The organism is Xanthobacter sp. DMC12 (genome assembly GCF_056314105.1).
This window is the reverse complement of record NZ_JBQUYZ010000002.1, coordinates 99,870-125,662: the sequence shown is the minus strand read 5'-3', so window position 1 is coordinate 125,662 and position 25,793 is coordinate 99,870. Positions and strand designations below refer to the sequence as shown.

The 25,793-nt window shown below is 69.4% G+C and carries 22 protein-coding genes and 1 pseudogene; 15 read left to right on the top strand and 8 right to left on the bottom strand.

What is annotated here, in order from left to right; genetic code table 11:
• Positions 1-72 precede the first annotated feature (72 nt).
• The 6 genes from cobT to ACT535_RS08765 all read left to right on the top strand — a co-directional run bounded on the left by cobT (position 73) and on the right by ACT535_RS08765 (position 9,240).
• On the top strand, positions 73-1,971 hold the full coding sequence (gene cobT / locus ACT535_RS08790; RefSeq protein WP_476364089.1) for a cobaltochelatase subunit CobT: 1,899 nt from the start codon (positions 73-75) through the stop codon (positions 1,969-1,971).
• Positions 1,968-2,981, top strand: coding sequence for an esterase-like activity of phytase family protein (locus ACT535_RS08785; RefSeq protein ID WP_476364088.1), 1,014 nt, complete (start codon positions 1,968-1,970; stop codon positions 2,979-2,981). The genes cobT and ACT535_RS08785 overlap by 4 nt, the downstream gene beginning before the upstream one ends.
• Positions 2,982-3,292: 311 nt before the next feature.
• Complete coding sequence (locus ACT535_RS08780; RefSeq protein WP_476364087.1) at positions 3,293-5,479, top strand: CHASE2 domain-containing protein; 2,187 nt, start codon at positions 3,293-3,295, stop codon at positions 5,477-5,479.
• Positions 5,480-5,541: 62 nt separating this feature from the next.
• A complete protein-coding gene (locus ACT535_RS08775; RefSeq protein WP_476364086.1) occupies positions 5,542-8,190 on the top strand; it encodes an ABC transporter ATP-binding protein in 2,649 nt (882 codons plus the stop codon).
• Between the two features lie 21 nt (positions 8,191-8,211).
• On the top strand, positions 8,212-8,655 hold the full coding sequence (locus ACT535_RS08770; RefSeq protein WP_168458642.1) for a Crp/Fnr family transcriptional regulator: 444 nt from the start codon (positions 8,212-8,214) through the stop codon (positions 8,653-8,655).
• Positions 8,656-8,793: 138 nt separating this feature from the next.
• On the top strand, positions 8,794-9,240 hold the full coding sequence (locus ACT535_RS08765) for a hypothetical protein (RefSeq protein ID WP_476364085.1): 447 nt from the start codon (positions 8,794-8,796) through the stop codon (positions 9,238-9,240).
• 105 nt (positions 9,241-9,345) lie between these two features.
• Here the strand turns inward: ACT535_RS08765 and ACT535_RS08760 are convergent, their stop codons facing one another.
• The 4 genes from ACT535_RS08760 to ACT535_RS08745 all read right to left on the bottom strand — a co-directional run bounded on the left by ACT535_RS08760 (position 9,346) and on the right by ACT535_RS08745 (position 12,833).
• On the bottom strand, positions 9,346-9,711 hold the full coding sequence (locus ACT535_RS08760) for a helix-turn-helix transcriptional regulator (RefSeq protein WP_168458644.1): 366 nt from the start codon (positions 9,709-9,711) through the stop codon (positions 9,346-9,348).
• Positions 9,712-9,893: 182 nt separating this feature from the next.
• A complete protein-coding gene (locus tag ACT535_RS08755) occupies positions 9,894-10,796 on the bottom strand; it encodes a DUF2076 domain-containing protein (RefSeq protein ID WP_476364084.1) in 903 nt (300 codons plus the stop codon).
• 103 nt (positions 10,797-10,899) lie between these two features.
• The gene (gene ispG, locus ACT535_RS08750) at positions 10,900-12,225 is read right to left on the bottom strand and encodes a flavodoxin-dependent (E)-4-hydroxy-3-methylbut-2-enyl-diphosphate synthase (RefSeq protein WP_476364083.1); all 1,326 of its coding nucleotides are present in this window, start codon (positions 12,223-12,225) and stop codon (positions 10,900-10,902) included.
• A 116-nt stretch (positions 12,226-12,341) separates the two neighbouring features.
• Positions 12,342-12,833, bottom strand: coding sequence for a Fur family transcriptional regulator (locus ACT535_RS08745; protein ID WP_476364699.1), 492 nt, complete (start codon positions 12,831-12,833; stop codon positions 12,342-12,344).
• Between the two features lie 310 nt (positions 12,834-13,143).
• Here ACT535_RS08745 and ACT535_RS08740 point away from each other — a divergent pair, with 310 nt between their 5' ends.
• Complete coding sequence (locus ACT535_RS08740) at positions 13,144-13,926, top strand: 3-hydroxybutyrate dehydrogenase (protein ID WP_476364082.1); 783 nt, start codon at positions 13,144-13,146, stop codon at positions 13,924-13,926.
• Between the two features lie 16 nt (positions 13,927-13,942).
• Positions 13,943-14,983, top strand: coding sequence for a patatin-like phospholipase family protein (locus ACT535_RS08735; protein WP_168458648.1), 1,041 nt, complete (start codon positions 13,943-13,945; stop codon positions 14,981-14,983).
• A 36-nt stretch (positions 14,984-15,019) separates the two neighbouring features.
• On the opposite strand, the gene ACT535_RS08730 is transcribed toward ACT535_RS08735, so the two are convergent.
• A complete protein-coding gene (locus tag ACT535_RS08730) occupies positions 15,020-15,547 on the bottom strand; it encodes a hypothetical protein (protein ID WP_476364081.1) in 528 nt (175 codons plus the stop codon).
• An 85-nt stretch (positions 15,548-15,632) separates the two neighbouring features.
• Here ACT535_RS08730 and ACT535_RS08725 point away from each other — a divergent pair.
• A pseudogene (locus ACT535_RS08725) lies at positions 15,633-15,761 on the top strand (O-acetyl-ADP-ribose deacetylase); the annotation flags it as partial.
• A gap of 335 nt (positions 15,762-16,096) precedes the next feature.
• Here ACT535_RS08725 and ACT535_RS08720 read toward each other — a convergent pair.
• Entirely contained in the window at positions 16,097-16,318 is a 222-nt protein-coding gene (locus ACT535_RS08720) for a hypothetical protein (RefSeq protein WP_476364080.1), read from the bottom strand.
• Between ACT535_RS08720 and ACT535_RS08715 the strand changes: the two genes are divergently transcribed.
• Positions 16,317-17,111: an RluA family pseudouridine synthase gene (locus ACT535_RS08715; RefSeq protein WP_476364079.1), complete on the top strand. Its 795-nt coding sequence runs from the start codon at positions 16,317-16,319 to the stop codon at positions 17,109-17,111. The two genes, ACT535_RS08720 and ACT535_RS08715, sit on opposite strands and share 2 nt — an antisense overlap.
• 92 nt (positions 17,112-17,203) lie before the next feature.
• Positions 17,204-19,846 carry a TIGR02302 family protein gene (locus tag ACT535_RS08710; protein WP_476364078.1) on the top strand — a complete coding sequence of 881 codons (2,643 nt, stop codon included), beginning with the start codon at positions 17,204-17,206 and terminating at the stop codon, positions 19,844-19,846.
• Positions 19,847-19,855: 9 nt separating this feature from the next.
• Here ACT535_RS08710 and ACT535_RS08705 read toward each other — a convergent pair whose 3' ends face one another.
• Positions 19,856-20,302 carry an NfeD family protein gene (locus ACT535_RS08705; protein ID WP_168458653.1) on the bottom strand — a complete coding sequence of 149 codons (447 nt, stop codon included), beginning with the start codon at positions 20,300-20,302 and terminating at the stop codon, positions 19,856-19,858.
• 4 nt (positions 20,303-20,306) lie between these two features.
• Positions 20,307-21,326 (bottom strand): SPFH domain-containing protein, encoded by a 1,020-nt coding sequence (locus ACT535_RS08700; protein WP_476364077.1) that lies wholly within the window; start codon positions 21,324-21,326, stop codon positions 20,307-20,309.
• 323 nt (positions 21,327-21,649) lie between these two features.
• Here ACT535_RS08700 and ACT535_RS08695 point away from each other — a divergent pair, with 323 nt between their 5' ends.
• The 4 genes from ACT535_RS08695 to ACT535_RS08680 are packed head-to-tail and all read left to right on the top strand — an operon-like array spanning position 21,650 to position 25,729.
• Positions 21,650-22,123 (top strand): division/cell wall cluster transcriptional repressor MraZ, encoded by a 474-nt coding sequence (locus ACT535_RS08695; protein WP_168458655.1) that lies wholly within the window; start codon positions 21,650-21,652, stop codon positions 22,121-22,123.
• Positions 22,120-23,157, top strand: a complete 1,038-nt coding sequence (rsmH, locus tag ACT535_RS08690) for a 16S rRNA (cytosine(1402)-N(4))-methyltransferase RsmH (RefSeq protein ID WP_476364076.1) — start codon at positions 22,120-22,122, stop codon at positions 23,155-23,157. Before ACT535_RS08695 ends, rsmH begins: the two co-directional genes overlap by 4 nt.
• A gap of 5 nt (positions 23,158-23,162) precedes the next feature.
• A complete protein-coding gene (gene ftsL, locus ACT535_RS08685) occupies positions 23,163-23,771 on the top strand; it encodes a cell division protein FtsL (protein WP_168458657.1) in 609 nt (202 codons plus the stop codon).
• An 11-nt stretch (positions 23,772-23,782) separates the two neighbouring features.
• Positions 23,783-25,729 carry a peptidoglycan D,D-transpeptidase FtsI family protein gene (locus tag ACT535_RS08680; protein ID WP_476364075.1) on the top strand — a complete coding sequence of 649 codons (1,947 nt, stop codon included), beginning with the start codon at positions 23,783-23,785 and terminating at the stop codon, positions 25,727-25,729.
• The last annotated feature ends 64 nt before the right edge of the window (positions 25,730-25,793 follow it).

The following is a 25,793-nucleotide window of genomic DNA, read 5'->3' as shown; positions in this document are numbered from 1 at the left end:
CCTGTCGCCCCGCAGGACGCGCCTCGCCCGAAGCGCATCCGACAAGACGCAAGAGCCGAAGAAGCACGCGCCATGGCCACCAACCGCACCACCGGCAAGGCCCCCAAGGAAGCTCCCGCCGAGCCGTTCAAGCGCGCCGTCACCGGCTGCTTCAAGGCCATAGCCGGCGTTTCCGAGTTCGAGGTGTCCTTCGCCTCCGAGCGTCCCGCGCTCGGCCCGGACCGGGTGCGCCTGCCCGAGCCGCCGCGCCGCTTCACCCTGCAGGACGCCGCCATCGTGCGCGGCCATGCGGATTCCCTCGCTTTGCGCCGCGCATGCCATGACCCCGGCGTCCATCGCAAGATGCTGCCCCAGGGCGAGGTCGCCCGTGGCGTGTTCGAAGCGGTGGAGCAGGCACGCGTGGAAGCCATCGGCGGCAACCGCATGCCGGGCGTGAAGCGCAATCTCGCGGCCATGCTGCAGGACCGCTACCACCGCGCCAATTTCGCCGACATCACCGAGCGCTCCGAGGCCCCCATCGCCGATGCGGTGGCCCTGATGGTGCGCGAGCGGCTGACCGGCGAGCCGCCGCCTCCCGACGCCCGCCGGGTGGTGGACCTGTGGCGCCCCTTCATCGAGGAACGGGCCGAGGGCGACCTCGCGCGGCTCCTCGACAGCATCGAGAACCAAAAGAAGTTCGGCGAGATCGCCCGCGATCTGCTCGCCTCCCTCGACATGGGCGAGGAAAGCGGCCTCGACACCGAGCAGGAGCCTGAGGAGGCCGAGAACGAGGGCGGCGCCGAGGAGCAGGGTGGCGAGAACGGCGAGAGCCGCGAGGACGACAGCCAGCAGGGCGCCACCGAGATGGAGGCCGAGCTTTCCGAAGAGGAAATGCCCGACTCTGCCGCCCAGAGCGAGGCCGCACCCCCCGCCGACGTGCCCGACGGCACCGAGATGGGCGACAGCGAGGAGCCGGCCGAGCCGTGGTCGCCCCGCCCGCCCGTCACGCAGGACAATCGCGGGCCGGAATACCACGCCTTCACCACCAAGTTCGACGAGGAGACCTCCGCCGAGGACCTCTGCGACCCCGAGGAACTGACGCGGCTCCGCTCCTATCTCGACAAGCAGCTCGCCAACCTCCAGGGCGTCGTGGCGCGCCTCGCCAACCGGCTGCAGCGCAAGCTGCTGGCGCAGCAGAACCGCGCCTGGGAGTTCGACCTTGAGGAGGGCGTGCTCGATCCCGCGCGCCTGCCACGTGTCATCATGGACCCCATGGCCGCGCTCTCCTTCAAGCGCGAGCGCGACACCGACTTCCGCGACACGGTGGTGACGCTGCTCATCGACAATTCGGGCTCCATGCGCGGCCGGCCCATCACGGTGGCCGCCACCTGCGCCGACATTCTCGCCCGCACGCTGGAGCGCTGCGGCGTGAAGGTGGAGGTGCTGGGCTTTACCACCCGCGCCTGGAAGGGCGGCCAGTCCCGCGAGGCCTGGCTCGCTGCCGGCAAGCCTGCAGCGCCCGGCCGCCTCAACGATCTCAGGCACATCATCTACAAGTCGGCCGACGCCCCCTGGCGCCGCGCCCGCCGCAACCTCGGCCTGATGATGCGCGAGGGCCTGCTGAAGGAGAATATCGACGGCGAGGCGCTGGACTGGGCGCACAAGCGCCTGCTCGCCCGCACCGAGGCGCGGCGGATCCTGATGATGATCTCCGACGGCGCGCCGGTGGACGATTCCACCCTCTCGGTGAACGCCGGCAATTATCTGGAACGCCACCTGCGCCATATCATCACCGAGATCGAGACCCGCTCGCCGGTGGAGCTGATCGCCATCGGCATCGGACACGACGTGACGCGCTACTACCGCCGCGCCGTCACCATCGTGGACGCCGAGGAGCTGGGCGGGGTGATGACGGAGAAGCTCGCCGAGCTGTTCGAGGAAACGCCCGGAGGCGGCGGCAGGGGAGCGCCGCGGGGCGGCCGCCTGCATTGAGACGGCGCCTGCGCGCCGCAGGTATTGTCGCCGCCGGGGTGCTCGGCGGCGCGCTGCTGTTCAGTTTCGCCTTCTCCAAGCCGGGCGCTCTGCCGCCCGAGCCGGTCGCCATCACGGTCACCGCACAGCCCGTCGCCACCTTCAAGCGGGGGGACGAACTCACGAAGTTCGGGCCGCTAACCTTCCTCGGCGGGCTGGTGCTGACCTCGCCCTTTCCGGGGTTTGGCGGCATTTCCGGCTTTGCGCTGGAGCAGGATGGGCACTTCCTCGCCATCACCGATGCCGGCCTGTTCCTCTCCGGCCGGCTCGTGACGGAGAACGACCGCCCCACCGGCCTCGCCGATGTCACCGCCGCGGCGCTGCTTGACGCGGAGGGCAAGGTGCAGGCGGACAATGCGCGCGAGGATGTGGAATCCGTCACCCTGGCGCCGGATGCCGCCTATGTGGCGATGGAGACCATCAACGAGATCTGGCGCTATCCGCGCGATCCCCTCGGCAAGCACGGCACGCTGGTGCCGGCGCCGGCCATCAAGAACCTGAGGCGCAATACCGGCCTCGAAAGCCTCGCCTTCATGCCCTCAGGCCCGCTCAAGGGCGCGCTCATCGCCATCGGGGAGGAGGGGGCGAAGAAGGCGGACGACCTGCCCGGCTTCATCATCGGCGGTCCCGCTCCGGGCGGCTTCACCGTGACCAAGAGCGGCCCGTTCGACGCCACCGACCTCGCGCTGGGGCCGGATGGCAATTTCTATCTGCTGGAGCGGCATTACGCCCCGCTGGAGGGCGTGAGCATGCAGCTCCGCCGCTTCCCCGCGAGCGAGGTGAAGCCGGGGGCGCGCATCACTGGCGAGGTGCTGGGCCGCTTCGACATGGGATACGAGATCGACAATATGGAAGGCCTCGGCGTCACCCGCAGCGCCTCCGGCGAGATTCTTCTCACCATGATCTCCGACGACAATTTCAGCCCCCTCCAGCGCACGATGCTGTTGCGCTTCGCCGTGTCGGGGGACTGAGGCTCCCCGTTCCCCGGACCACACAAACCTGTCGTGACTCCCCTCTCCCCTCGAAGTCGGCTGTTGCCGACTTCGACCTTGACGAACCGAACTCGGCAACAGCCGAGTTCGGGCGGGAGAGGGGCCGGGGGTGGGGGGGCTGGTTCCGCTTGCTCAACCGTTCGGGACAAAGGGCACCACACCCCTCACCCCGACCCTCTCCCGCAAGGGGAGAGGGGGCATCCGCTCTCGCCCTGCCGCCGGCACCCTGGAATCCACTTCGCTTGAAAATGCGCTAGGCTCCCGCCGTCGCAACGGAATTCGCCTGCCGCATGTGGTCCCGCCTCTATTGGCTCGCCGTCGGCGGCCCCCTTGCTGCCGGCCTTCTGGTGATGGGGGCCAATCCCGCGCCGCTTGTGGACCTGCGCAACGGCCTTTTCGACCTCTACCAGCGCGCCGCGCCCCGCCCGTATGACCCCGACCTGCCGGTGCGGGTGGTGGACGTGGACGATGCCTCCCTCGCCCGCGTGGGCCAGTGGCCGTGGCCGCGTACCACGGTGGCCGAACTGACGCAGAAGCTTGCCGGCCTCGGCGCGGCGGCCATCGCCTTCGACATGGTGTTTTCCGAGCCGGACCGGCTCGATCCCGCCGCCGTGGTGAAGCTGCTGCCGGCCGAGGCCCGCGCCCCGGCCGAGGCAGCGCTCGCCGGCCGCGACAGTTCCGACCAACAGCTGGCCGCGACGCTCACGGCCGCGCCTTCGGTCCTCGGCGCCATCCTCACCCACGGCACGGGCGGCGCCTATCCCGAGAAATGGGGCATGGCCAGCGCGGGCGACGATCCGCGCGGCTTCGTGCCGGGCTTCTCCGGCGCCGTCGCGCCCTTGCCGGAGCTGGCCGCGGCCGCGCGCGGCATCGGCGCGCTGAACTGGCTGCCGGACCGCGACCAGGTGGTGCGCCGGGTGCCCATCCTCCTCGGCCTCGACGGCAAGCTGGTGCCGAGCCTGTCGGCGGAGGCGCTGCGCGTGGCGCAGGGGGCGTCCACCTATGTGGTGCGCGCCTCCAACGCCAGCGGCGACCAGGCCTTCGGTGCGAAGACCGGCATCACGGCGGTGAAGATCGGCGCCCTCGACGTGCCCACGGACGCCTCGGGCGAGGTGCGGGTGCGCTTCACCGCCACCGATCCCCGCCGTTTCCTCTCCGCCGCCGACGTACTGGACGGCAAGGTGCCGTCCGCCGAAGTGGAGGGGCGCATCCTCCTCGTCGGCTCGAGCGCGCCGGGGCTGATGGACACGCGCGCGACGCCCCTAGATGCCGCCGTGCCCGGTGTGGAAATCCAGGCGCAGCTCATCGAGCACATCGTCGCCGGCGCCCGCCTCGTGCGGCCGGACTGGGCGCGGGGCGCCGAGATCGTGCTCACCGGCCTGCTCGGGCTGCTGCTCGCGCTGGTGCTGCCCCGCGTCTCGGCGCCCGCGGCCGGGGTGCTCGGGCTCGCGGTGGTGGCGGCGCTGGGCGTCGGGGCCTGGCTCGCCTTCACCCGCTTCGACCTGCTGCTCGACCCCATGGGACCGGGGGCGGCGATCCTCGCAGTCTATGGCTTCGGCGTGCTCGCCCTCTATCGCGACGAGCAGCGGCAGAAGAAGTGGGTGCGCTCGGTGTTCGGCCGCTTCGTCTCGCCCAAGGTGGTGGAGCGACTTGCCGAGAATCCGGAGCGCCTGGTGCTGGGCGGCGAGACGCGCGAGATCACCATCCTGTTCTGCGACCTGCGCGATTTCACCTCCCTGTCCGAGACCATGGACGCGCAGGCCCTCACCCGCTTCATGAACGCCTATCTCACGCCCATGACGGAGGTGGTGCTCGCCCACGGCGGCACCATCGACAAATACATCGGCGACGCCATCATGGCCTTCTGGAACGCGCCGGTGGACGACGCCGCCCATGCCCGCAACGCCGCGCTCTGCGCCCTCGCCATGTCGGCGCGGCTGGAGGCGCTGAATGAAGAGTGGCGCCGGGCGGCGGAAATAGAAGGGAAGCCGTGGCACCCCGTGCGCTGCGGCATCGGGCTCGCCACCGGGCCGTGCTGCGTCGGCAATCTCGGCTCGGCGCAGCGGCTCGAATATTCCTGCCTCGGCGACGACGTGAACCTCGCCTCCCGCATCGAGGGCGCCACCAAGTCCATGCGGGTGGACATCCTCGTCTCCGAGGCGACGCGGGAGGCGGCGGGCGACCTCGCTTTCCTCGAAGCCGACCTCCTCATGCTCAAGGGCAAGTCCAAGGCGAGCCAGCTCTATCTCCTTGCCGGCGGTCCGGACTTCTCGCGGTCGGCAGCCTTCTCCCGGCTGGAAGAGCGCCACGCCGCGCTGATGGCCGCCTACGGCGCCGGCAGCTTCGGAGAGGCGGCAGCCCTCGCGGAGGCACTGGCGGCGAGCGCTCCGGCGCGGCTCTCCCGCTTCTATGGCCTCTATGGGGAGAGGTGCCGGGGTGCGCCGGACCCGGCAGCCGCGCCTGCTGCTTCCGGCTGAACCCGCCGTCCGGCAATCGTTACCCCTTGCCAACACGCTAGAGCGCCTGCAGAAAAGTCGTGATGAGCGGCACGGATCGAGCCTCCCCTAACGGTGGAACGACCCCGGCGACGCGGGAAGCGCTCCCGCGCGACGTGCTCACCTATCTCTGGCGCGCCGAGCCGCTGTCCCACATCAAGCTGTTCGCCCTCGTCCTCCTGCTGCTGCCGTTCAACTACGCCTCGCTGGAACTGCCGCGGCTCATCGTCAACGGCGTCACCGATTCCATCGGCGGGACGGTGCCCAAGCTGTTCGACTTCGACCTCACCTGGCCGGACTTCCTCGGCGGCGGCGTCATCATCGACCTGACCGGCTACGACGTCTCGGCCTTTGGGTTGCTCGCCGGCCTCGCGGCGCTGCTGTTCGCGCTGCAGCTCATCCAGCAGCACATCTCGCGCCTCATCGAGATGGCGAAGGCCCGGCTCGGCGAGCGGATCATCGTCGGACTGCGCCGCCAGTTGTTCGACGTCATCCAGCGCCTGCGCCCCGAGGCGCCCATGAAGAGCAAGGCGATGGAAGTGGGCAACATGCTGCGGTTCGAGGTGGGGCCCATCTCCCCCTTCGCCGGCATGGCCTTCGCGCAGCCCCTGAAGTCCGCCGGCCTCATCGGCTCGGCGACGCTCCTCATCTTCACCCAGAATTCGGCGCTGGGCGGCTGCGCCCTTGGCATCCTCGCGCTCAACTATGTGCTGCTCGGCATCCAGCGGCGCGACAATGCCCACAAGCTGCAGGTCTATCAGCGCGAGGCGGTGGCGCTTGGAAAGCGGGTGATGGCGGGCATCGACCGCCTGCCCCTCGTCCACGGCTTCGCCACGAGCCCCTGGGAGCGTGCCGCGGTGGACGGGCGGCTGGCCGTGGTGTCGGAGGCGAGCCTCGACCTCAAGCGCCAGAACTTCACCGACCGGGTGCTGAACCTCCTCATGTCGGACGTGCCGACGCTGGTCTTCTACTTCGTCGGCGGCTGGCTGGCGCTGACGGGGGCCATCAACATCGGCCAGCTGGTGGCGGTGGTGGCGGCCTATGGCCAGATTCCCGAGCCGCTGAAAGAGCTGATCGACTGGGACGAGAAGCGCGTCGTCGCCCAGGTGCGCTACGATTTCGCCCGCTATTACCTGGAGACGCAGGAAGTCTGGCCCAAGGGCTCGCAGGATGACACGGGCTGGGAGGGCGTGCCCTTCGATGGCGCGCTGAAGATCGCCGACCTCGGCGTGGTGGACCCGGCTGGCAGCCTTCTCCTCGACGGGGTGAGCTTCGAGGTCCCCGCCGGCACGGCGGTGGCGCTCAAGGGGCCGGATGCCGGCGGCAAGCACGCGGTGGCCCGCGTCTGCGGCCGCGCCATTTCGCTCTACAGCGGCACGGTGCGCATCGGCGGGCACGATCTGGCGAACGTGCCTGAATCCGTCATCGGCCGCCACGTCGCCTATGCCGGCGGCGATCCCATCGTGCTCAACGCGTCCCTGCGCGAGAACATGCTGTGCGCGCTGGAGCGCCACCCCGGCCGGCCGGCCCCCGGCGCCACCGAGCCCGAGCCCTCGGGCCTCGACGACGCCGTCCAGCTCGACCGGGCGATCCTCGCCGCCCTCGGCCTCGCGGGGCTGGGCGACCTGGTGGTGCGCCTCGGGCTCGAACGCCGGCTCGACCCGGAGGCGAGCCCGGCGCTGGCGGAACGCATCGTGACCGCCCGCGCCGCCGTCACCGACGCCATCTCCCGCCGCCAGCAGGAGACGGGACGCGTGCTGATCGAACCGTTCCGCTTCGCCGCCTTCAACCGCTTCATGACGCTGGCGGAAAACATCCTGTTCGCGGCACCGCTGAACGACACGCGCGGCGCCGCCTCGCTCCTCTCCGATCCGGGCCTGATGCCCGAGCTGGAGCGGCTCGGCGTCGCCGACGATCTGACCACCCTTGGCCTCAGCACCCTGCGCACCCTCGCCGAGCTGGCGGGCGGGCAGGACGCGATCGCCGACATCGATACCAAGGGCCTGCTGCGCGCGGAGGAGATGACCAGCGCGCGCACCCTCCTCGCCCATGCCGGCACCGGCGTCGGGTTGGCCCCGGAGGAGCGCGCGCTGCTGCTGCGCGTCGCCGGACGCTATTGCGAGCCGCGCCACCGCTTCGGCCTCATCGACGAGGACTGGCAGCAGCGAGCCCTCGCCGCCCGCGCGCAGCTCGCCCACCTCAAGGCGGTGTCCGGCACGCCGCTCGCCCGCTACCAGCCGGACAGCTACTGCCGGGCGCTGACCGTGCGCGACAATCTCCTGTTCGGCCGTATCGCGGCTGACCGCGCCGGTGCCGCCGCCATGGTGGACGAACTGGTGCGCGACTGCCTGAAGCTGGACGGCTTCATCGCCCGGGTGGAACGCCTGAGCCTCGACGTGGCCTTAGGCGAGGGCGGCCTGCCCCTCTCGGCTGCGGAACGCGGCAAGCTCACCCTCGCCCGCTGCCTCGTGACGGAGCCGGATCTTCTCATCATCGACGACGCACTGGCCCCGCTGGCGCCGTCCGACCAGAGCCGGCTGATCGAGACCGTGCTCGAACGACGCGCGGGGCGCACGACGCTGGTGGTGCTGGATGCCGCCGAACCGATCGAATTGTTCGCGCAGGTGATCGTGCTCGCCCACGGGCAGATCGAGCGCATCGAGGGAGCGGAACTCTCCGCCACCGGCACGTGAGGGGCCGACAAGGATCAGGTCATGAGCATTGAAGACGAGGCCCGCGTCCTCTCCCGCATTCCCATGTTCCGCGATCTGGAACCGAGCCAGCTCAGGCTGCTCGCCTTCTCCGCGACGCGGCTGGATGTGGCGCCGGGCGACGTGCTGTTCCATCAGGGCGAAGCGCCGGACGCCGCCTATGTCATCCTGGACGGCACCGCGGTCATCGAGGTGACGGCGGGCGGCACCACCCACGAGATCACGCGCCTCGCCAAGGATACGGTGGTGGGCGAGATGGGCGTCCTCACCGGCGAGGCACGCAGCGCCACGGTGCGCGCCGGCGCGCCCATGAGTGTGCTGCGCATGGAGTCCGACTTGTTCCTGGCGCTGCTGGACAAGACGCCCTCCCTCGCCCGCTCCGTGCTGCGCGACCTCGCGCTGCGCCTTCAGGAGACCACCCGGGCGCTGGTGAAGGCGCGCGGCTGACGCGGAAGCGCAGCGCCCACCAAACCCCTGAGCCGGATCATCTTTTTACCGCCACGCCGGCGCTTTCGCCGCTTGCATCCCGCAAGGTAAGGCGCCACCATGGGGCACCAATCAGAAAGTCCGTTGGGGGGTGCGCACATGCGAATGATGAAAGCCGTGGTGGGTCTCGCCTTGGCCCTGAGCCTCACCGCCTGCTTCGAGGGCAAGCCTGGCCCGGCCGGCCCCGCCGGTGCGGCGGGCGCACAGGGTCCGGCCGGCGTTGCCGGGCCCGCGGGTCCTGCTGGTGCGGCGGGCCCCGCCGGTCCCGCTGGCCCGGCCGGCCCTCAGGGTGCGCAGGGTCCGGCCGGCCCGGCCGGTGCCGCCGGCGCGCCGGGCGCGGCCAACATCACGCTGCGCGCCGCCGCCTGCCCCGAGGCGGGCTGCCTCGCGTCCTGCGAGACCGGGGAGAGCGTCATCGGCGGCTATTGCGTGAACGTGGACCGCGGCATGCAGCACATCGCCGTCTTCTCGGCCCGCGGCGACAAGACCGAGGTGGAATGCCTGCATCCGGTGAAGCAGGTGGTGGCGGTCTGCCTCAAGCCTTGAGGGCGCAACGTCGCCCGCCTGGAGCATGTCGGGCAGAGATGCTCCGAGCTTTGACGATACGCATTTTCTTCACGCGAACCGGAATCCACTTCGCTTGAAAATGCGCTATCCCCTGCGCCGCAGGATCTTGAGGCGCCCCAGAAGCTCGGCCACCGCCTCTGTCGGCAGGTGGCCGATCTCGCGGGCCAGCAGGTTGGCAAGCTCGGTGGCCTGGGGCGACAGGTCGGCGGTATCGACCACCACCCGCGGCTGCGACAGCTCAGCCAAGCGCTGGAGGTCCTCCGCCTCGTCCCAGATCACGTTGAAATAGGCGATGATGCGCTGGGTGAGCGCCCAGGTCGGCTTGCCGCGCTTGCCGGTCTCCAGCGCGGACAGATAGGTGGGCGTGACGCCGATGGCCCGCGCCATCTCGGTGAGGGTTACGCCGCGCTCGGCGCGCAGGTCGCGCACCCGGCGTCCGAAGGGCGTCATGCCGAGGTCCTTGTGGTTCCACCCGTTTTCGTGGCGCGCGGGCAGGCCGGAAGGCCGCGCCCCGCACATCACCCGGATAGCGCCATCACGGGCGGCAAGTCCATGGGGGGAAAGCCTGCCCGGCAAACGAAAACGGCGGCGCAGGGCGCCGCCGTCCGTCATCGATCGATCTCGTCGGGACGTCAGGTCCAGCTGCTGTCCTCGCCGCCGCCGTCATCCCAGCCGGCCTCGTCGCCGATATCGTCATAGCCGGCGTCTTCGGGGCCGGCCTCTTCATAGCCGGCCTCCTGCTGGCTCGAGCCGTTCCAGAAATTATCCGTGCCGGCGTTCTGCCCGCCCAGCGCCGCTTGGGCATCCTGGCCGAGATTGCCGGTGCCGGGGGTCTCGGGCTTGCCGAGTTCGGCAGCCGCCGCATGGGCCACCGCGCCGCCGCCCCCGGTCATCATGTTCTTGATGCCGTCATAGAGCAGCGCGCCACCGGCGACACCCGCCGCCGTGGCGAGCGCCCCCTGCAGGAAGCCGCCGCCGCTGCGCTGCGGCTGGGGCGCGGCCTGCTGGCCCCAGGGCCCGCCCTGCTGGGCATATCCACCCTGTTGCGGATAGCCCTGCTGCGGATACCCGCTCTGCTGGGCGTATCCCTGCTGAGAGTAGCCCTGCTGTCCGTAGCCGGCGGGCAGCCCCATGGGCTGGCCGGGCTGCTGGCTGGAAGACTGCCCCCAAGGCTGACCCGCGGGCTGGCTCGCATACTGGCCATTATCCCGCGCGCCCGCGGCGGGAACCGACGAACGACCGCCGCCGAACAGGCCACCGAGAAAGCCGCCGGAGCCCGACTGGCGCTGCTGCGCTTCCGCCGCGCGGGCCTCGGCATCGGCGAGCTGGGCTTCCAGATCCTGGATGTGCCCATAGGCCTGCTGCAAAGCGTGCTCCTGAACCAGGACGCTCTGGGCGAGGGCATAGGTGGCGTGGGGTGCCTCGGCGACACGGCGCGCGATGAGCGCCTCGGCCTCCGCATCGCGCGGCTGGCTGGCAACACTGCGCATGCGATCGAACAGGCCGTCGATCAGGGCACGTTCCTCGGGGGTCATTTCCGCCTCCGGTGAGTGGATGGCCGGGATATGAGCAGAGGAGCGTGGCCGGGGAAGGGCTCCCCGCATGAAATTTTTGTAACGCCGCGGTAGCGGAGAACGGTCACTCCGCCGCGTCGGCCGGCGTGCCACTCTCGACGGCGTTTACCCCGCCGATGCCGAAGCGCTTCTCCACATAGGCTTCCACCAATTGGCGGAATTCCTCCTGGATGTTGGCGCCGCGCAGGGTCACGGCCTTCTTCCCGTCGATGAAGACGGGGGCGGAGGGGGTCTCGCCCGTGCCGGGCAGCGAGATGCCGATGTCGGCATGCTTGCTCTCGCCCGGCCCATTCACGATGCAGCCCATGACCGCCACATTCAGCGTCTCGACGCCGGGATATTGCGCCTTCCACACCGGCATCCGGGTGCGGATCATATCCTGCACCGACTGCGCCAGCTCCTGGAACACGGTGCTCGTGGTGCGCCCGCAGCCGGGGCAGGCGGCCACCAGCGGCACGAAGGTGCGCAGGCCCATGGTCTGCAGGATTTCCTGCGCCACCTGCACCTCGCGGGTACGGTCGCCGTTGGGCTCGGGAGTCAGCGACACGCGGATGGTGTCGCCAATGCCCTGCTGGAGCACCACGCCCATGGCCGCAGTGGAGGCGACGATGCCCTTTGAGCCCATGCCCGCCTCGGTGAGGCCGAGGTGGAGCGCATAGTCCGAACGGCGCGCCAGCTCCGAATAGACCGCGATCAGGTCCTGCACCGCCGAGACCTTGGCGGAGAGGATGATGCGGTCGCGGCCGAGGCCGATCTCCTCCGCCAGTGCCGCCGACAACAGCGCCGAGCGCACCAGCGCCTCCCGCGTCACCGCCCGCGCCTCGGCGGGCTGGGGCAGGCGGGCGTTCTCGTCCATCAGGCGGGTGAGCAATTCGCCGTCCAGCGAGCCCCAGTTGGCGCCGATACGCACCGGCTTGTCGTGCCTGATGGCGGTTTCGACGATGGCGGCGAACTGCCGGTCCTTCTTGTCGCCGAAGCCCACGTTGCCGGGATTGATGCGGTACTTGGCGAGGGCTTCCGCGCAGGCCGGATGATCGGCCAGCAGCTTGTGGCCGATGTAATGGAAATCGCCCACGAGGGGCACGTCGATGCCCATCGCCAGTAGCTTCTCGTGAATGTGCGGCACGGCGGCCGCCGCCTCGTCACGGTCCACCGTGATGCGCACGATCTCGGAACCGGCACGGGCCAGCGCCGCGACCTGCCGCACGGTGCCCGCGATGTCGGCCGTGTCCGTGTTGGTCATGGATTGGACCACCACCGGCGCCCCGCCGCCGACCATCACGCGGCCGACCGGGACGCCTACCGTCACATGCCGCCGGGCCGGACCGGCCTCCAGCAGCTCGACGGGAACCACGGGCGCGGCGCTGGCGAGGGTTTCGGCGCTGGTCATGGGTCTGGTCCTCGAACGACGGGCGATCCGCAAGGTGTACGGTGCCGGGGCAGGCGTGGACCGCATTACGGACGTCTATGCGGCAAGGTTTCGAGTAGGCCGGGGGCGGGAAAGAATCAACCGCCGGCGGTTTCCTTGGCTGCGAGCCTGGTCGCGTCCTTGGCCGCAGGCGCCGGTGCGGCAGAGGCCGCCTCCCGGCAATCGGCGCAGGTGCCCGCCACCTCCAGCACCCTTTGGCGTGGCTCGAAGCCGGCCGCCCGCGCCGCCCAGGCGAGGTCGCGGCCGATGGCGTGGGAGGCCACCTCCCGCGTCAGGCCGCAGCGCTCGCAGATCAGGAAGACCACAACGTCGGTATCATCGTGGGGATGGGCGCAGGCGAGAAAGGCGTTGCGGCTCTCGATGCGGTGGGCGAGCCCCTCCGCCACCAGGAAGTCGAGCACCCGGTAGACCGACATGGGCGGCGCCCCGTCGCCGGCGTCCGAGAGCTTCTGGACGATTTCGTAGGCGCCGAGCGGGACATGGCTCTCGGCGAGCGCCTTCATGACATTGCGGCGCAGCGGGGTCATGCGCAGGCCCTTGCGCGCGCAGCACTCCTCCACGCGCGTCATGGCGCCTGCCACGCATTGGCCGTGGTCGTGGTCCTTGGTATGGGCGTCGGAGCGGGTCACCCGGCAAATCTAGTGGATGTCGGCCGGTTTCGCCACGGTGCCGACGACGCCAAGCATGACAGGAACTCCCGCTCGCCGGATTGCACCGCAGCGGACGGCGTTGCAATGTGCCGGCCGCAGGCACGCCTGCGTGTGATGGTCCTGCGGGCCAATGCGGCGTTCAGGCGCCGCGTGACAGCAGCGTCACACCGTTCCGCTACACCGTGCCGCCGGCCCCGCAGGGGCCGTGCCGCCTTTTCGGGGAATAGCCATGCTCAAGGGGAAGGTCGCCGTCGTCACCGGGTCCACCAGCGGAATCGGGCTCGCCTACGCCCGGGCCTTCGCCAAGGAAGGCGCGAACGTGGTCATCAACGGCCTCGGCGACGCCGCCGCCATCGAGAAGGAGCGTTCCGCCATCGAGAGCGAGTTCGGCGTGAAGGCGCTTTATTCGCCGGCCAACATGCTGAAGGCGGACGAGATCGAAGGCATGGTGAAGCTCGCCGAGACCGAGCTTGGCGCCTGCGACATCCTCGTGAACAACGCCGGCATCCAGCACGTGGCGCCGATCGAGGACTTCCCGATCGACACCTGGAACACCATCATCGCCATCAACCTGACGGCAGCCTTCATCGCCACCCGCGCCGCCATCCCCGGCATGAAGGCGAAGAAGTGGGGCCGCATCATCAACACCGCTTCGGCCCACGCTCTGGTCGCCTCGCCCTTCAAGTCGGCCTACGTCTCGGCCAAGCACGGCATTGCCGGCTTCACCAAGACCGCCGCGCTCGAGACCGCGACCTTCGGCATCACCGTCAACGCGATCTGCCCCGGCTACGTCTGGACCCCTCTCGTTGAGAAGCAGATCCCGGACACAGCGAAGGCGCGCGGCATGACCGAGGAAGAAGTGAAGAAGAACGTGCTTCTCGCCGCCCAGCCCACCAAGGAATTCGTGACGGTGGAGGAAGTGGCGGCGCTGGCGGTGTTCCTGTGCTCGGACAACGCCCGCTCCATCACCGGCTCCATGCAGCAGATCGACGGCGGCTGGGTCGCGGAGTGACGCCGGAGCACCGGCCGTGACCCGGCGCGACGGCGTCAAGCCGCTCAGCCTCGCGCTCCAGGGGGGAGGCGCCCATGGCGCCTTCACCTGGGGCGTGCTGGATCGCCTGCTCCAGGACGAGCGCATCGCCATCGCCGGCATCACCGGCACCAGCGCGGGCGCCATGAACGCGGTGGTGCTCGCGGCCGGGCTCGCCAAGGGCGACCCGGAGGAGGCGCGCCACGCCCTCGCGCAGTTCTGGAAGGACGTGTCGCGGGACGGGCGCATGTCGCCCATCCAGCGGTCGGCCTTCGACCGGCTCATGGGCAACTGGTCGCTCGCCAAGAACCCGGTCTATCTCGCCTTCGAGATCGCCTCGCGATTCCTGTCGCCTTACGACTTCAATCCGCTGAACATCAATCCGCTGCGCGAGATTCTCGAAGCCCACGTGGATTTCGAGGCGATCCGCAAGGCGCAGGTGAAGGTCTTCATCTCCGCCACCAACGTTCATACCGGTCGCGCCCGCATCTTCGGACACGAAGAGATGACGGCGGACGCGGTGATGGCCTCCGCCTGCCTGCCCTTCCTGTTCCAGGCGGTGGAGATCGACGGCGTGCCCTATTGGGACGGCGGCTACATGGGCAACCCGCCGCTCTTCCCGCTCTATGAGATGGCAGACGCGGACGACATCCTTCTGGTCCAGATCAATCCGGTGGTGCGCGAGACCACGCCCCGCACCGCCAGCGAAATCCAGAACCGGATCAACGAGATCACCTTCAATGCCTCGCTGCTCGCACAGCTGCGGGCCATCGACAATGCGGCGAAGCTGATCGAGCAGGGGCTTATCAGCCGCTGGACCCTGGGCGGCTCGCCCTTCCGCCGGGTGCGGCTGCACCGCATCGGCGGCGAGCATCAATTGGCGGCGCTCGACGCCACCTCCAAGCTCAATGCGGAATGGTCCTTCCTCCAGCACCTGCGCGACCTCGGCCGGGCGGCGGCGGAGACCTTCCTCGCCGAGCATTTCGACGACCTCGGCCGCCGCTCGACGCTGGATCTGAGGCTGGAACTGGCGGACTGAGGCGGGCCCGCCGGGGCGGGCCTGCCGAAAGCGCCCTCAGCCGCGCGAATCCTTCTTGGCCTGCGCCACCGCCACGAACTTGGTGACGCGGCCGGCCTCGCCGGATGCGGAGCCGATGCGCTGAAGGCGCGTGCGCTCCTTCGGAGTCATGCCGGTATTGGGGCGCGGCAGGGTGGCCGGGCGCTTGGCGCGCTTGGAATCCCGCTTCAGCTCCAGCGCCTTGTGGGCATTCTCCACCAGCTCGGCCCGGGCCGCCTGGGTGCGGCGGCGGGTCTGCTCGCGGCGCGCACGGGTGAGCGCATCGGTGAGCACGGAAGCCTTCTGGCGGTTGCCGAAATCGGCCTTCTCGAACGTCACTTCACCGCGACCACCCTTGCCGCGCAACGCGCGCCGCTGGTTGTTGGCGATGGTGAGGGCACGGTCGCGGCGCTCGCGCAGCTGGGCGACGAGATCATTCACCTCGCTGTCACCGAGGGCAGTCACCACGGGCTGGCGGGACTTCTCCACCAGCTCGATTTCCGAATCCGTGAGAAGGCGGCGTTCCGTCTTGCGGGGATGGGCCATGGGGCGGATCTCCTTCTTGTTTTCCGACCCCTATGGCTAGGCCGCCGATTATGTGGATTGTGAGACTGCCGCAGGATCGCCAGCCATGAACGAGACACCCGCCTCTCATCGCACGGGCCCGCGCGGCGCCACGGATTGCGCGGTGATCGTCGCCGACATTACCCGCCTCGCCACTGACGCCATCGTGAACGCCGCCAATGCCTCCCTGCTTGGGACTCGCACCTGCAACACACGCATCTCAAGGCGCTAACGCGCCCCAAGGTCGTGATAAAATCACCATCTCCCTTAACGGGGCGGGACAAGGATCATGAAACAGGAAAAATTTGAAACGATGGAGAGGCCTCCGGTTGTTATCGGAGCCGCCTTTGTTGTGGCATCGACTTTCATTTTGAACGTGTTCTTTTCATACAGAAGATATGAAACTCTCCATCATATCGATCCCGCGGTTTTATTTTTCCCGCTCGTATCAATGGTCATGGCCGTTCTCTTATTTGAGCCGTTGTTTTGTTGGGGCAATTTCTATTGCAAACTCCATTCTGATTTTAAAGATCAATTCTCACCATCACAGCTGCGGATTTTTATCCACATCTGGCTCTCGCTGTTGGCCACTTTCGCCATTGTGTCGGTGGCAATGGCCCCAACGGTACCGTAGCCGAACATTGCGCCGTCCCACTGGCGGTCGAGGCCGTCCTCGACCATCTTGGTCGCCCCGGCAGCGTGACCCGCGTGGTCTTCTGCTGCTTCTCGCAAGGCTCCGCCGACCTCCATCATGACGCCCTCCGCGCCCACGGCATCGCACCCCGTCCCTGACACCGGCCGGGATCTCCCGCTCCTCCACCGCGACGGGCTGATGCTCATCATCGACAAGCCCTATGGCCTGCCCGTCCATGCCGGGCCGAAGGGCGGGGAGACGCTGGCCGATCATCTCGACGCCCTGCGCTTCGGCCTGCCCCGCGCGCCGGAGCTGGCCCATCGGCTGGACAAGGACACCTCCGGCTGCCTCGTGCTCGGCCGCCACACCAAAGCGCTGGCGCAGCTCGGAAAGCTGTTCGCCAGCGGCGCCGTGGGGAAAACCTACGTAGCCGTCACCCTCGGCGCTCCTGCGGCGGAGTCGGGGCGGATCGACCAGCCCTTGGCCAAGCGCTCGCCGCATCGCGGCTGGTGGATGCAGGCGGTGCCCAAGGGCTCGCCGGGCGCGCAGGAGGCCATCACGGATTTCCAGGTGCTGCACCGGACGGGCGATCTCGCCGTCATCGCCTTGTCCCCGGTCACGGGGCGCACCCATCAGCTGCGCGCCCATCTCTCCCACCTGGGCACGCCCATCCTGGGCGATGCCATCTATGGCGGCGCCTCGCGCCTGCCCGGCGGGCCGAAACTGCATCTGCATTCGCGACGGGTGGTGGTGCCGCTCAAGGCCGGGGCACCTCCAGTGGACGTGAGCGCCCCTTTGCCGCCGCATATGTGCGAGACGCTTTCTCTCCTCGGCCTCGATCCGGCCGCCGTGGGCGCCGCCGCCGATGAGGTCGCCTTCACCAAATTGGAGACGGCTGCGCGCAAGGCCTGACCCATTTGTGAAGCGGGTTCCGCAAGGGCAATCTGGCCCGGAACTTGCTGCATGCTAAGCTGACCAATGAAGGGGCAGGAAAGGGAGAGGGTGTGAGCGCATCTCGCGACGGAAAACGCCCGCGCAGGCCCGAGGACCGCACGCCGGAAGAACACGCGCGTGACCTGCTCGAGCGCGCCATCGCCCGCGCCCGCTATGCCGTGTTCTGGGAGCGGGCCTGGCCGGCGCTCGCCCGGGCCGGCGTTCCGCTGGCGCTGTTTCTGGCCGTGTCCTTCGCCGGTGCCTGGGTGTCGGCGCCCGTTTGGGCGCGCATCGCAGGCGTCGTCCTGTTCGCCCTTACCCTCCTGTTCGCCGCCCGCCCGCTCCTCGCCTTGCGCTGGCCGAGCCGGGAAGAGGCGGTGGCGCGCCTCGACGCCAAAAGCGCCCTCGCCCACCGCCCCGCCACCGCCATTTCCGACAGCCTCGCCACCCGGCCGGACGATCCTGTCGGCGCCGCCCTGTGGCGCGCGCACCTTGCCCGCGCACTCGCAGCCGCCCGTTCGCTGAAGGCCGGCACGCCATCGCCCGGCCTCGCGCGGCTGGACCCGCGCGCTGTCCGCGCGTTGGCGGTGCTGGCGCTGGCGGCCACGGTCTTCATGGCGCCGGGGCAGCATCTCTCCCGCATCGGCGCGGCCTTCGACTGGAAGACCATCGTCCCGCCCCCGCCCTACCGGCTCGACGCCTGGATCGATCCGCCCGCTTATACCGGCCGCCCCCCCGTGGTGCTTCCGGGCCTGCGCTCGGACGACCCCACGTCGCTGAACGCCGCCGCGCTGCAGGTGCCGGCGGGCAGCACGCTGGTGGTGCGTGGCTCCGGCATCGACACCGCCGCTCTCAAGCTCGACGGCGGCATCACGGAGGTGAAGCCCGAGGCGGACGCGCCGACAGCGGCCGGCGAAAAGCGCTATGCGATCCGCGAGGATGCGGACGTCACCTTCCTCGGTCCCGACCAGCGCCGCCTCTCGTGGCACTTCAAGGTGCTGGCGGACCAGAAGCCCACCATCAGCTTCGCCAAGGATCCGCAGTCCGGCCAGCGCAACACGCTCGTGCTGGCCTACCGCATGGAGGACGACTACGGCGTCAAGGAAGCGGAGGCGCTGTTCGCGCCTTTGCCGCCCGAACCGCCGCTGTTTCCCCGTCCCGGCGCATCGCCGCGCAAGATGGCGCAGCCACTGGTGCCGCCGCCCGACTTCAAGCTGACCCTGCCGGCCGGCGGGCGCACCGGAGCCGCGCAGACATCGAAGGATCTCGTCGCCCATCCATGGGCCGGTGCCCGCGTGGAGGTCCACCTCATGGCCCGCGACGAGGCCGGCAACGAGGGCGTCAGCGAGACGAAGGTGGTGCGCCTGCCGGCGCGCGCCTTCTCGAAGCCCCTTGCCAAGGCGCTCATCGACGAGCGCCGCCGCCTCGCCTTCGATGCCAGCAACCGCCGCAGGCTGGTGGCGGTGCTGGAAGGCCTCACCATCGCCCCGGCGCAGTTCACGCCCGGCGCCAGCGAATATCTTGGCCTGCGCACCGCGTTGGCGCGCGCCAAGAACGCCCGCAACGATGACGATCTGCGCGCGCTGGTGGACTATCTCTGGGAGGTCGCGGTCCTGATCGAGGACGGCACGCTCTCCGATGCCGAGCGCGAGCTGCGCGCCGCCCAGGAAGCGCTGCGTGAGGCGCTGGAGCGCGGCGCCAGCGACGAGGAGATCAAGCGCCTCACGCAGGATCTGCGCGCGGCCATGGAAAAGATGATGCGGCAACTGGCCGAGGAATCGCGCCGCGACAGCGGCACCGACGCCCGCCCGCTCGATCCCAACACCCGCATCGTCCGTCCGCAGGACCTGCAGAAGATGCTCGATCGCATCGAGAATCTCGCCCGCTCCGGCAACAAGGACGCCGCCCGCGAACTGCTCGACCAGCTCCAGGCCATGATGGAGAACATGCGCCCCGGCAACCGTCAGGCCGGCCGCCAGCAGCAGGGCCAGCAGCAGCAGAGCGAAATCGGCAAGATGATCCAGGAGCAGCAGCGCCTGCGCGACCGCACCTGGCGCCAGAACCGGGAAGGGCAGCAAGGGCAACAGGGACAGCGCGGCCAGCAGGGGCAGCAGGGTCAACAAGGGCAGCAGGGTCAGGGCCAGCAGCCCGGCGAGAACGGCTTCTCGGACTTGCAGCAGGGCCAGCAGGAGCTGCGCAAGCGCCTTGGCCGCATGCTCGACCAGATGCGCCGGATGCAAGAGGGACAGGGGCAAGGCCAACAGGGACAGGGTCAGCAAGGACAGAACGGCGAAGGCGGGGAAGGCGACGCCATGGGCCGGGCCGGCGAGGCCATGGGCCGGGCCGAGCAGGCCATGCGCGAGGCGGAGGAAGCCCTCGGCCGCGGCGAGGGACAGGGCGCGCTCGATGCCGAGGGCCGCGCCCTCCAGTCGCTCCGGCAGGGGGCGCAGGCCATGGCCGAGGCTCAGCAGGGCAACCAGAACGGCCAAGGCCCCGGCGGTCCCGGCGAGGAGAGCGCGCAGCGCACCGATCCCCTCGGCCGCCCGCTGCGCAGCCAGGACTATGGCGACGATTTCACCGTGAAGGTGCCGGATGAGGTGGACGCCCAGCGCGCCCGCCGCGTGCTGGAAGAGCTGCGTCGCCGGCTGGAACAGCCGGAGCGTCCGCAGATCGAGCTCGACTATCTGGAGCGCCTGCTGCGCGGGCTGAACTGAGGCGGAGACTTACCCCTCCGCCCGCTCCACCTTCAGTGTCGCGCCGTCGGCGCTGACCACGCGCACATCATGCCCCGCGGCCACGTCGGGGCCCTCGACCCGCCACACCGTATCGCCGATGCGCACCCGCCCCACCCCGCCGAGGATGGGGGCATCCAGCGTGAACACCCGGCCGACGAACCCTTCCGCGCGCCGATTGAGAAACGGCCTGTCGGAGGCCTTGCCCGGCGCGGGGCTGATGCGTCGGCCGACGAGGACCGCCACCACCGCCAGCGCGGCGAACACCAGCACCTCGGCCTGCCACGCGAGCGCGACCCCATAAGCGATGGCGCCGGTGACCAGCGCGGCAAGACCGAGCCACAGCAGGAAGGCGCCCGGCGCCGCGATCTCCGCCACCAGCAGCACGCCGCCGAGGACGAACCAGGCCCAGGGGCCGAGATGGGTGAGGAGCGGCATGGGCTCAATCCTCCCGGGGCGGCAGGGTCGCGGGGCCGGTGGGCCGCCGGCTGGCCAGGCGCTCCGGCCCGGCGGAGGTCGCCGCAGCGCCGGGTCCGAACGCGCCCCCTCCGAATGCACCCTTGGCAATCTCGCCGATGCCGGCGAGGGAGGAGAGCAGCGCCGTGCCCTCATAGGGCATGAGGACCACCTTCTGGTTGGGCGCGGCACCCATGGTCTCGAATGCCTTCACGTATTTCTCGGCGATGTAATAGTTGAGCGCCGCCGGATCGCCACTCGCCACCGCGACCGACAACATTTCGGTGGCCTTGGCGTCGGCCTGCGCCAGCCGCTCGCGCGCCTCGGCGTCGCGGAAGGCGGCCTCGCGGCGGCCCTCGGCCTGCAGGATCTGCCCCTGCTTCTGCCCTTCCGCCTTCAGGATGGCCGACTGGCGCTGGCCCTCGGCCTCGAGGATCACGGCGCGCTTCTCGCGCTCCGCCTTCATCTGGCGCGCCATGGCGTTCACCAGATCGCGCGGCGGCACGATGTCCTTGATCTCGATGCGGGTCATCTTGATGCCCCAGGGCGAGGCCGCCGCATCCACCACCGCCAGCAGACGCACGTTGATCTCGTCGCGGTGGGACAGGAGCTGGTCGAGGTCCATGGAGCCCATGACCGTGCGGATGTTGGTCATGGTCAGCGCGAGGATTGCGGTGTCGAGCCGCGCGACCTCGTAGCTGGCGCGGGCGGCATCGAACACCTGGAAGAACACCACGCCGTCCACCGTCACGGTGGCATTGTCCTTGGTGATGACCTCCTGGCTCGGAACGTCGATCACCTGCTCCATCACGTTCACGCGGTTGCCGATGCGATCGATGAACGGGACGATGAGGTTGAGGCCGGGCATCAGCGTCTTGGTGTACCGGCGGAAGCGCTCCACCGTGTACTGGTAGCCCTGCGGCACCGTCTTCACGCCGGAGAAGACCACCGCCACCGCCAGCACCAGCAGCACCAGCACGAACAGGTTGGGACCGATCTCGATCATGGGACGCCCCTATGGCCGGCCCCCTGCGGCCGGTGGCGCATATGGCCATGGGCAAGGGGGCGGCGGCAAGGCGGCCGCTGGCGTGCGGGAACGGAAGGAGAAGAGACGACCTCCTCCGATTCGCACGCGATTCGTTCGCGCCATGTTCTCCGTGGAGCGCCGAGAAGGTCCCATTCCGGGACAGCGGCACCCATGCCGTTTTATTGACGGCCCATGTCAGCCCATGATAACCCATAGATACCCATGAACAGGATAGACGGTCTCGGCCGTCACGCGGGCGGCCTTGAACGGCGCCCGTTGCAACACGAGGGCACCCGGGCGCCATGGACCGCTTCGTGTCCACCTACACGATGCGCCTTGACGCAAAGGGCCGGGTCTCCATCCCCGCGCCCTATCGGACGGTGCTGATGAAGGACGGCACGGACGGCCTCTATTGCCATCCAAGCCTTGCGGAACCGGCGCTGGATGCCGGCGGCAACCGTCTGGTCGGCGAGATCGACGCGCTGATCGACAGCTATCCGCCCTATTCCGAGGCGCGCGAGGAGCTGGCCGCCGCCCTCTACGGCACCAGCGAGACACTGCGCGTCGATCCGGAGGGCCGGGTGGTGCTGACGGAGAGTTTGAAGGCCCACGCGGCGATCGCCGACCAGGTGGCGTTCGTGGGCATGGGACACAAGTTCCGGATCTGGGAACCGGAGCGGCTGAAGGCACATCTCGCGGAGGCCACCCGAAGGGTGCGCGAGCTGCGCCAGGCCATCGGCTCCCGAGCGGAGAACCCGAGGGGCGAACGGACATGACGACGGGCCACGGGGTCGGCCCCGCCGACGCCGCTGGCGGACCGGCCCGTCATCTGCCGGTGATGCTTCGCGAGGTTCTCGCGCACCTCGCGCCGAAGGACGCCGGCCACTATGTGGATGGCACCTTCGGCGCGGGAGGTTACACCTCCGCCATCCTCGCCGCGGCCGACTGCCAGGTGCTCGCCATCGACCGCGACCCCACGGCCATCGCCGCCGGGCAGACGCTGGTGGAAGCCTCGGGCAAGCGCCTCCTCCTCGTGCAGGACCGTTTCTCAAAGCTCGATGAGATCGCCTCCGAGCAGGATTTCGAGCCGCTCGACGGGGTGGTGCTGGACATCGGCGTCTCCTCCATGCAGCTCGACGAGGCGGAGCGCGGCTTCTCCTTCCGCCGCGACGGGCCGCTCGACATGCGCATGGGTGCGGACGGCCTTTCGGCGGCCGACCTCTGCGCGACGCTCGATGAAGTCCGCCTGGCCCACATCATCTGGACCTTCGGCGAGGAGCGGCATTCGCGTGCCATCGCCAAAGCCATCGTGAAGGCGCGGGAAGAGGCGCCCATCACCCGCACGGCGCAACTTGCCGAGATCGTCTCGCGCGTGGTCTGGGCGAAGCCGGGCGAGGTACATCCCGCCACCCGCACCTTCCAAGCCCTGCGCATCGCCGTGAACGAGGAATTGCAGGAGTTTGTGGACGCTCTCGCCGCCGCCGAGCGGGCGCTCAGGCCGGGGGGGCGGCTGGTGGTCGTCACCTTCCATTCCCTAGAGGACAGGATCGTTAAGACTTTTCTGTCACACCGGTCAAAGGCACCGTCCGCCTCGCGCCACCAGCCGCAAGCGGAAGGGCCGGAGCCCTCCTTCCGCCTCGTGGCGAAGGGAGCCGTAGAGCCCGGTCCCGACGAAGTGGCAGGCAACCCGCGCTCAAGGTCCGCGAAACTTCGCGCGGCCGAGCGCACGGACGCCCCGGCGCATCCGGGCGGTGACCTGATGGGGCTGCTTCCGCCCCCATCACCGCAACGCCCAGGGCGGAGACGCTAGTCGAGATGTTTCGGGTCGCCAATGTCGTGATGGTCGTCGCGCTTCTGGTGACCGCCGCGGTGGTCTACCAGCTCAAGGTCTCGTCCACCGCCGAGGCCGAGCGGCTCGCCACCCTGCGCACCCAGATCCGCAAGGAGCGTGATTCCATCGCCCTGATGCGGGCGGAATGGGCGCGCCGCACCTCGCCCATCTACATCCAGGGCCTCGCCGAGCGCCATCTCGACATGAAGCGGCTCGATGTCGATTCGATTTCCAGCCTCGACGACCTGCCCGCCAAGCCCGCCTCCAGCGGCGACGGCATCGGCGGCATGATCGAGGCGCTGGTGGACGCCCCGCTCGTCACATCTTCCGCCGGCTCCAAGCCCTCGGCCTCGACCACGGCCCCCACGAGCTCGGGTGGCGCCACGGTGCCGGCCACTTCGGCGCTGCGCCCGGCCAATGCGCCGGTGTCGAAGCCGGCCGCGAGCGCGTCCGCCACACCCCGTCCCACAGCTCCGCGGCCCCTGCCCCCCATGCAGCCCGCGCCGGCCGCTGCCGCACCGGCACCCGCCCCGCCCCCGGAGCCCACCAATCCCCTCGAAAAGCTCTCCGGATTCCTGGCCGGTTTCCGCTGACGAGGTCCGAAATGGCTGATCTGTCTTCCATCTCCGCCCGCCTCGCCCGCATGTGGGCCGGCATCGTCGCCGCCGTCGGCCCCGTGCTCCGGGATGCCGACGCCTCATGCGCGGTGCTGCTCGATCGTCTCGGCGCCGGCAGCAAGGCCGCCGGCCGCGCCACCGCACGCGGCTCCGCGCGGGCCGCCGTCGCAAGCTGGAACGTGCTGTGGCCGTTCACGGTGCATCTCGGCCACCTCGCCTGGCGCGGCGTCCGTCATGTGGTGCGCGGGCTTTTCGGCCTCGACCGCACCGACCCCGATACGGTGGCGCGCGGGCGCATCAAGCTGGTGATGGCCGCCTTCTGCTGCCTGTTCGTCGCCATCGCGGTGCAGCTCTCCCACCTCGCCATGACCGCGGACGGCGGCGGCGGACGCGGGCGCGGCTCGGATGCGGTGGCCTCCGCCCGCCCCGACATCATCGACCGCAACGGCGACATCGTCGCCATCGACGTGAAGTCCCCGTCCCTCTTCGCCGAGCCGCGCCGCCTGATCGACCCCGACGAGGCGCTGGAAGGCCTGCTCAAGGTGCTGCCCGACCTTGATGTCGAGGAAGCGCGCAAGCGCCTGAATTCCGGCAAGGGCTTCGCCTGGCTGAAGCGCGAGATCACGCCGGCGCAGATGCGCGCCATCCACCGCCTCGGTTTTCCCGGCATCGGCTTCCTGAAGGAAAACCGCCGCATCTATCCCGACGGCCCGATCATCTCCCACGTGATGGGCGGGGTGAACGTGGACAACCAGGGCATTTCCGGCATCGAGAAGTGGATCGACAGCCGGGGCCTCGCCGAGCTGCACCTCGCCGGTTTCGCCACTGACCGCCAGCAGGAGCCGGTTCAGCTCGCCATGGACGTGCGCGTGCAGCACGCCGTGCGCGACGAGCTGGTGAAGGCGAAGAACAAGTTCCAGGCACTGCACGCCATGGGCGTGGTCACCGATGTGAATACCGGCGAGATCATTTCGCTGGTGTCGATCCCCGATTTCGACCCGAACAGCTCCGGCAACCCCAAGGACGACGCCTATCTCAACCGGCTGACCACCGGCGTCTACGAGATGGGCTCGACCTTCAAGGCCCTGTCGTTCGCCATGGCGCTCGATTCGGGCAAGATCGGCCTGAACTCGACCTTCGATGCCCGTGCGCCGCTGCATTTCGGCAAATTCGCCATCCACGACTACCACGCCGAGAACCGCGTCCTCACGGTGCCCGAAATCTTCCTCGTCTCGTCCAACGTGGGTACCGCGAAGATGGTGCTCTCCCTCGGCGTGGAGGCGCACAAGGCGTTCCTGAAGAAGATGGGTCAGCTCGACCGGCTCAAGACCGAGCTGCCGGAAAGCTCCGAGCCCATCGTGCCGAAGCGCTGGGGTGAACTGAACTCGGCCACCATTGCCTTCGGCCACGGCCTCTCCGTCGCCCCGCTGCAGGCGGTGATGGCGGTGAATTCCATGGTCAATGGCGGCTTCCTCATTCCGCCCACCTTCATCAAGCGCACGCCGGAAGAAGCGCAGAAGCTGGCAGTGCGCGTGCTGAAGCCCGAGACCTCGGACAAGATGCGCTACGTCATGCGCCTCAATGCCGAGAAGGGCTCGGCCAAAAAGGCCGAGGTGCCCGGCTTCCTCGTCGGCGGCAAGACCGGCACCGCCGAAAAGGTGGTGAACGGGCGCTATGCGCACAACAAGCTGCTCACGTCCTTCACCGCGATCTTCCCCATGGACAAGCCGCGCTACCTCGTTCTGGTTATGCTGGACGAGCCCAAGGCGACGTCGGAGACCTACGGCTTCGCCACCTCGGGCTGGAACGCCGCACCCACTGCCGGCAAGATCGTCGAGCGCATTGCCCCCATGCTCAACATCGCACCGCGCCAGAACCTGCCCGATGCGGAACAGCTGCTCCGCATGCCGCTCAAGGTTGCCGACCGCCATTGAAGTCACCGCTGCGGGATCGCGTTACCGCCACCGCAGCGGCAGCCCGCGCGGGGTGACAACCGGG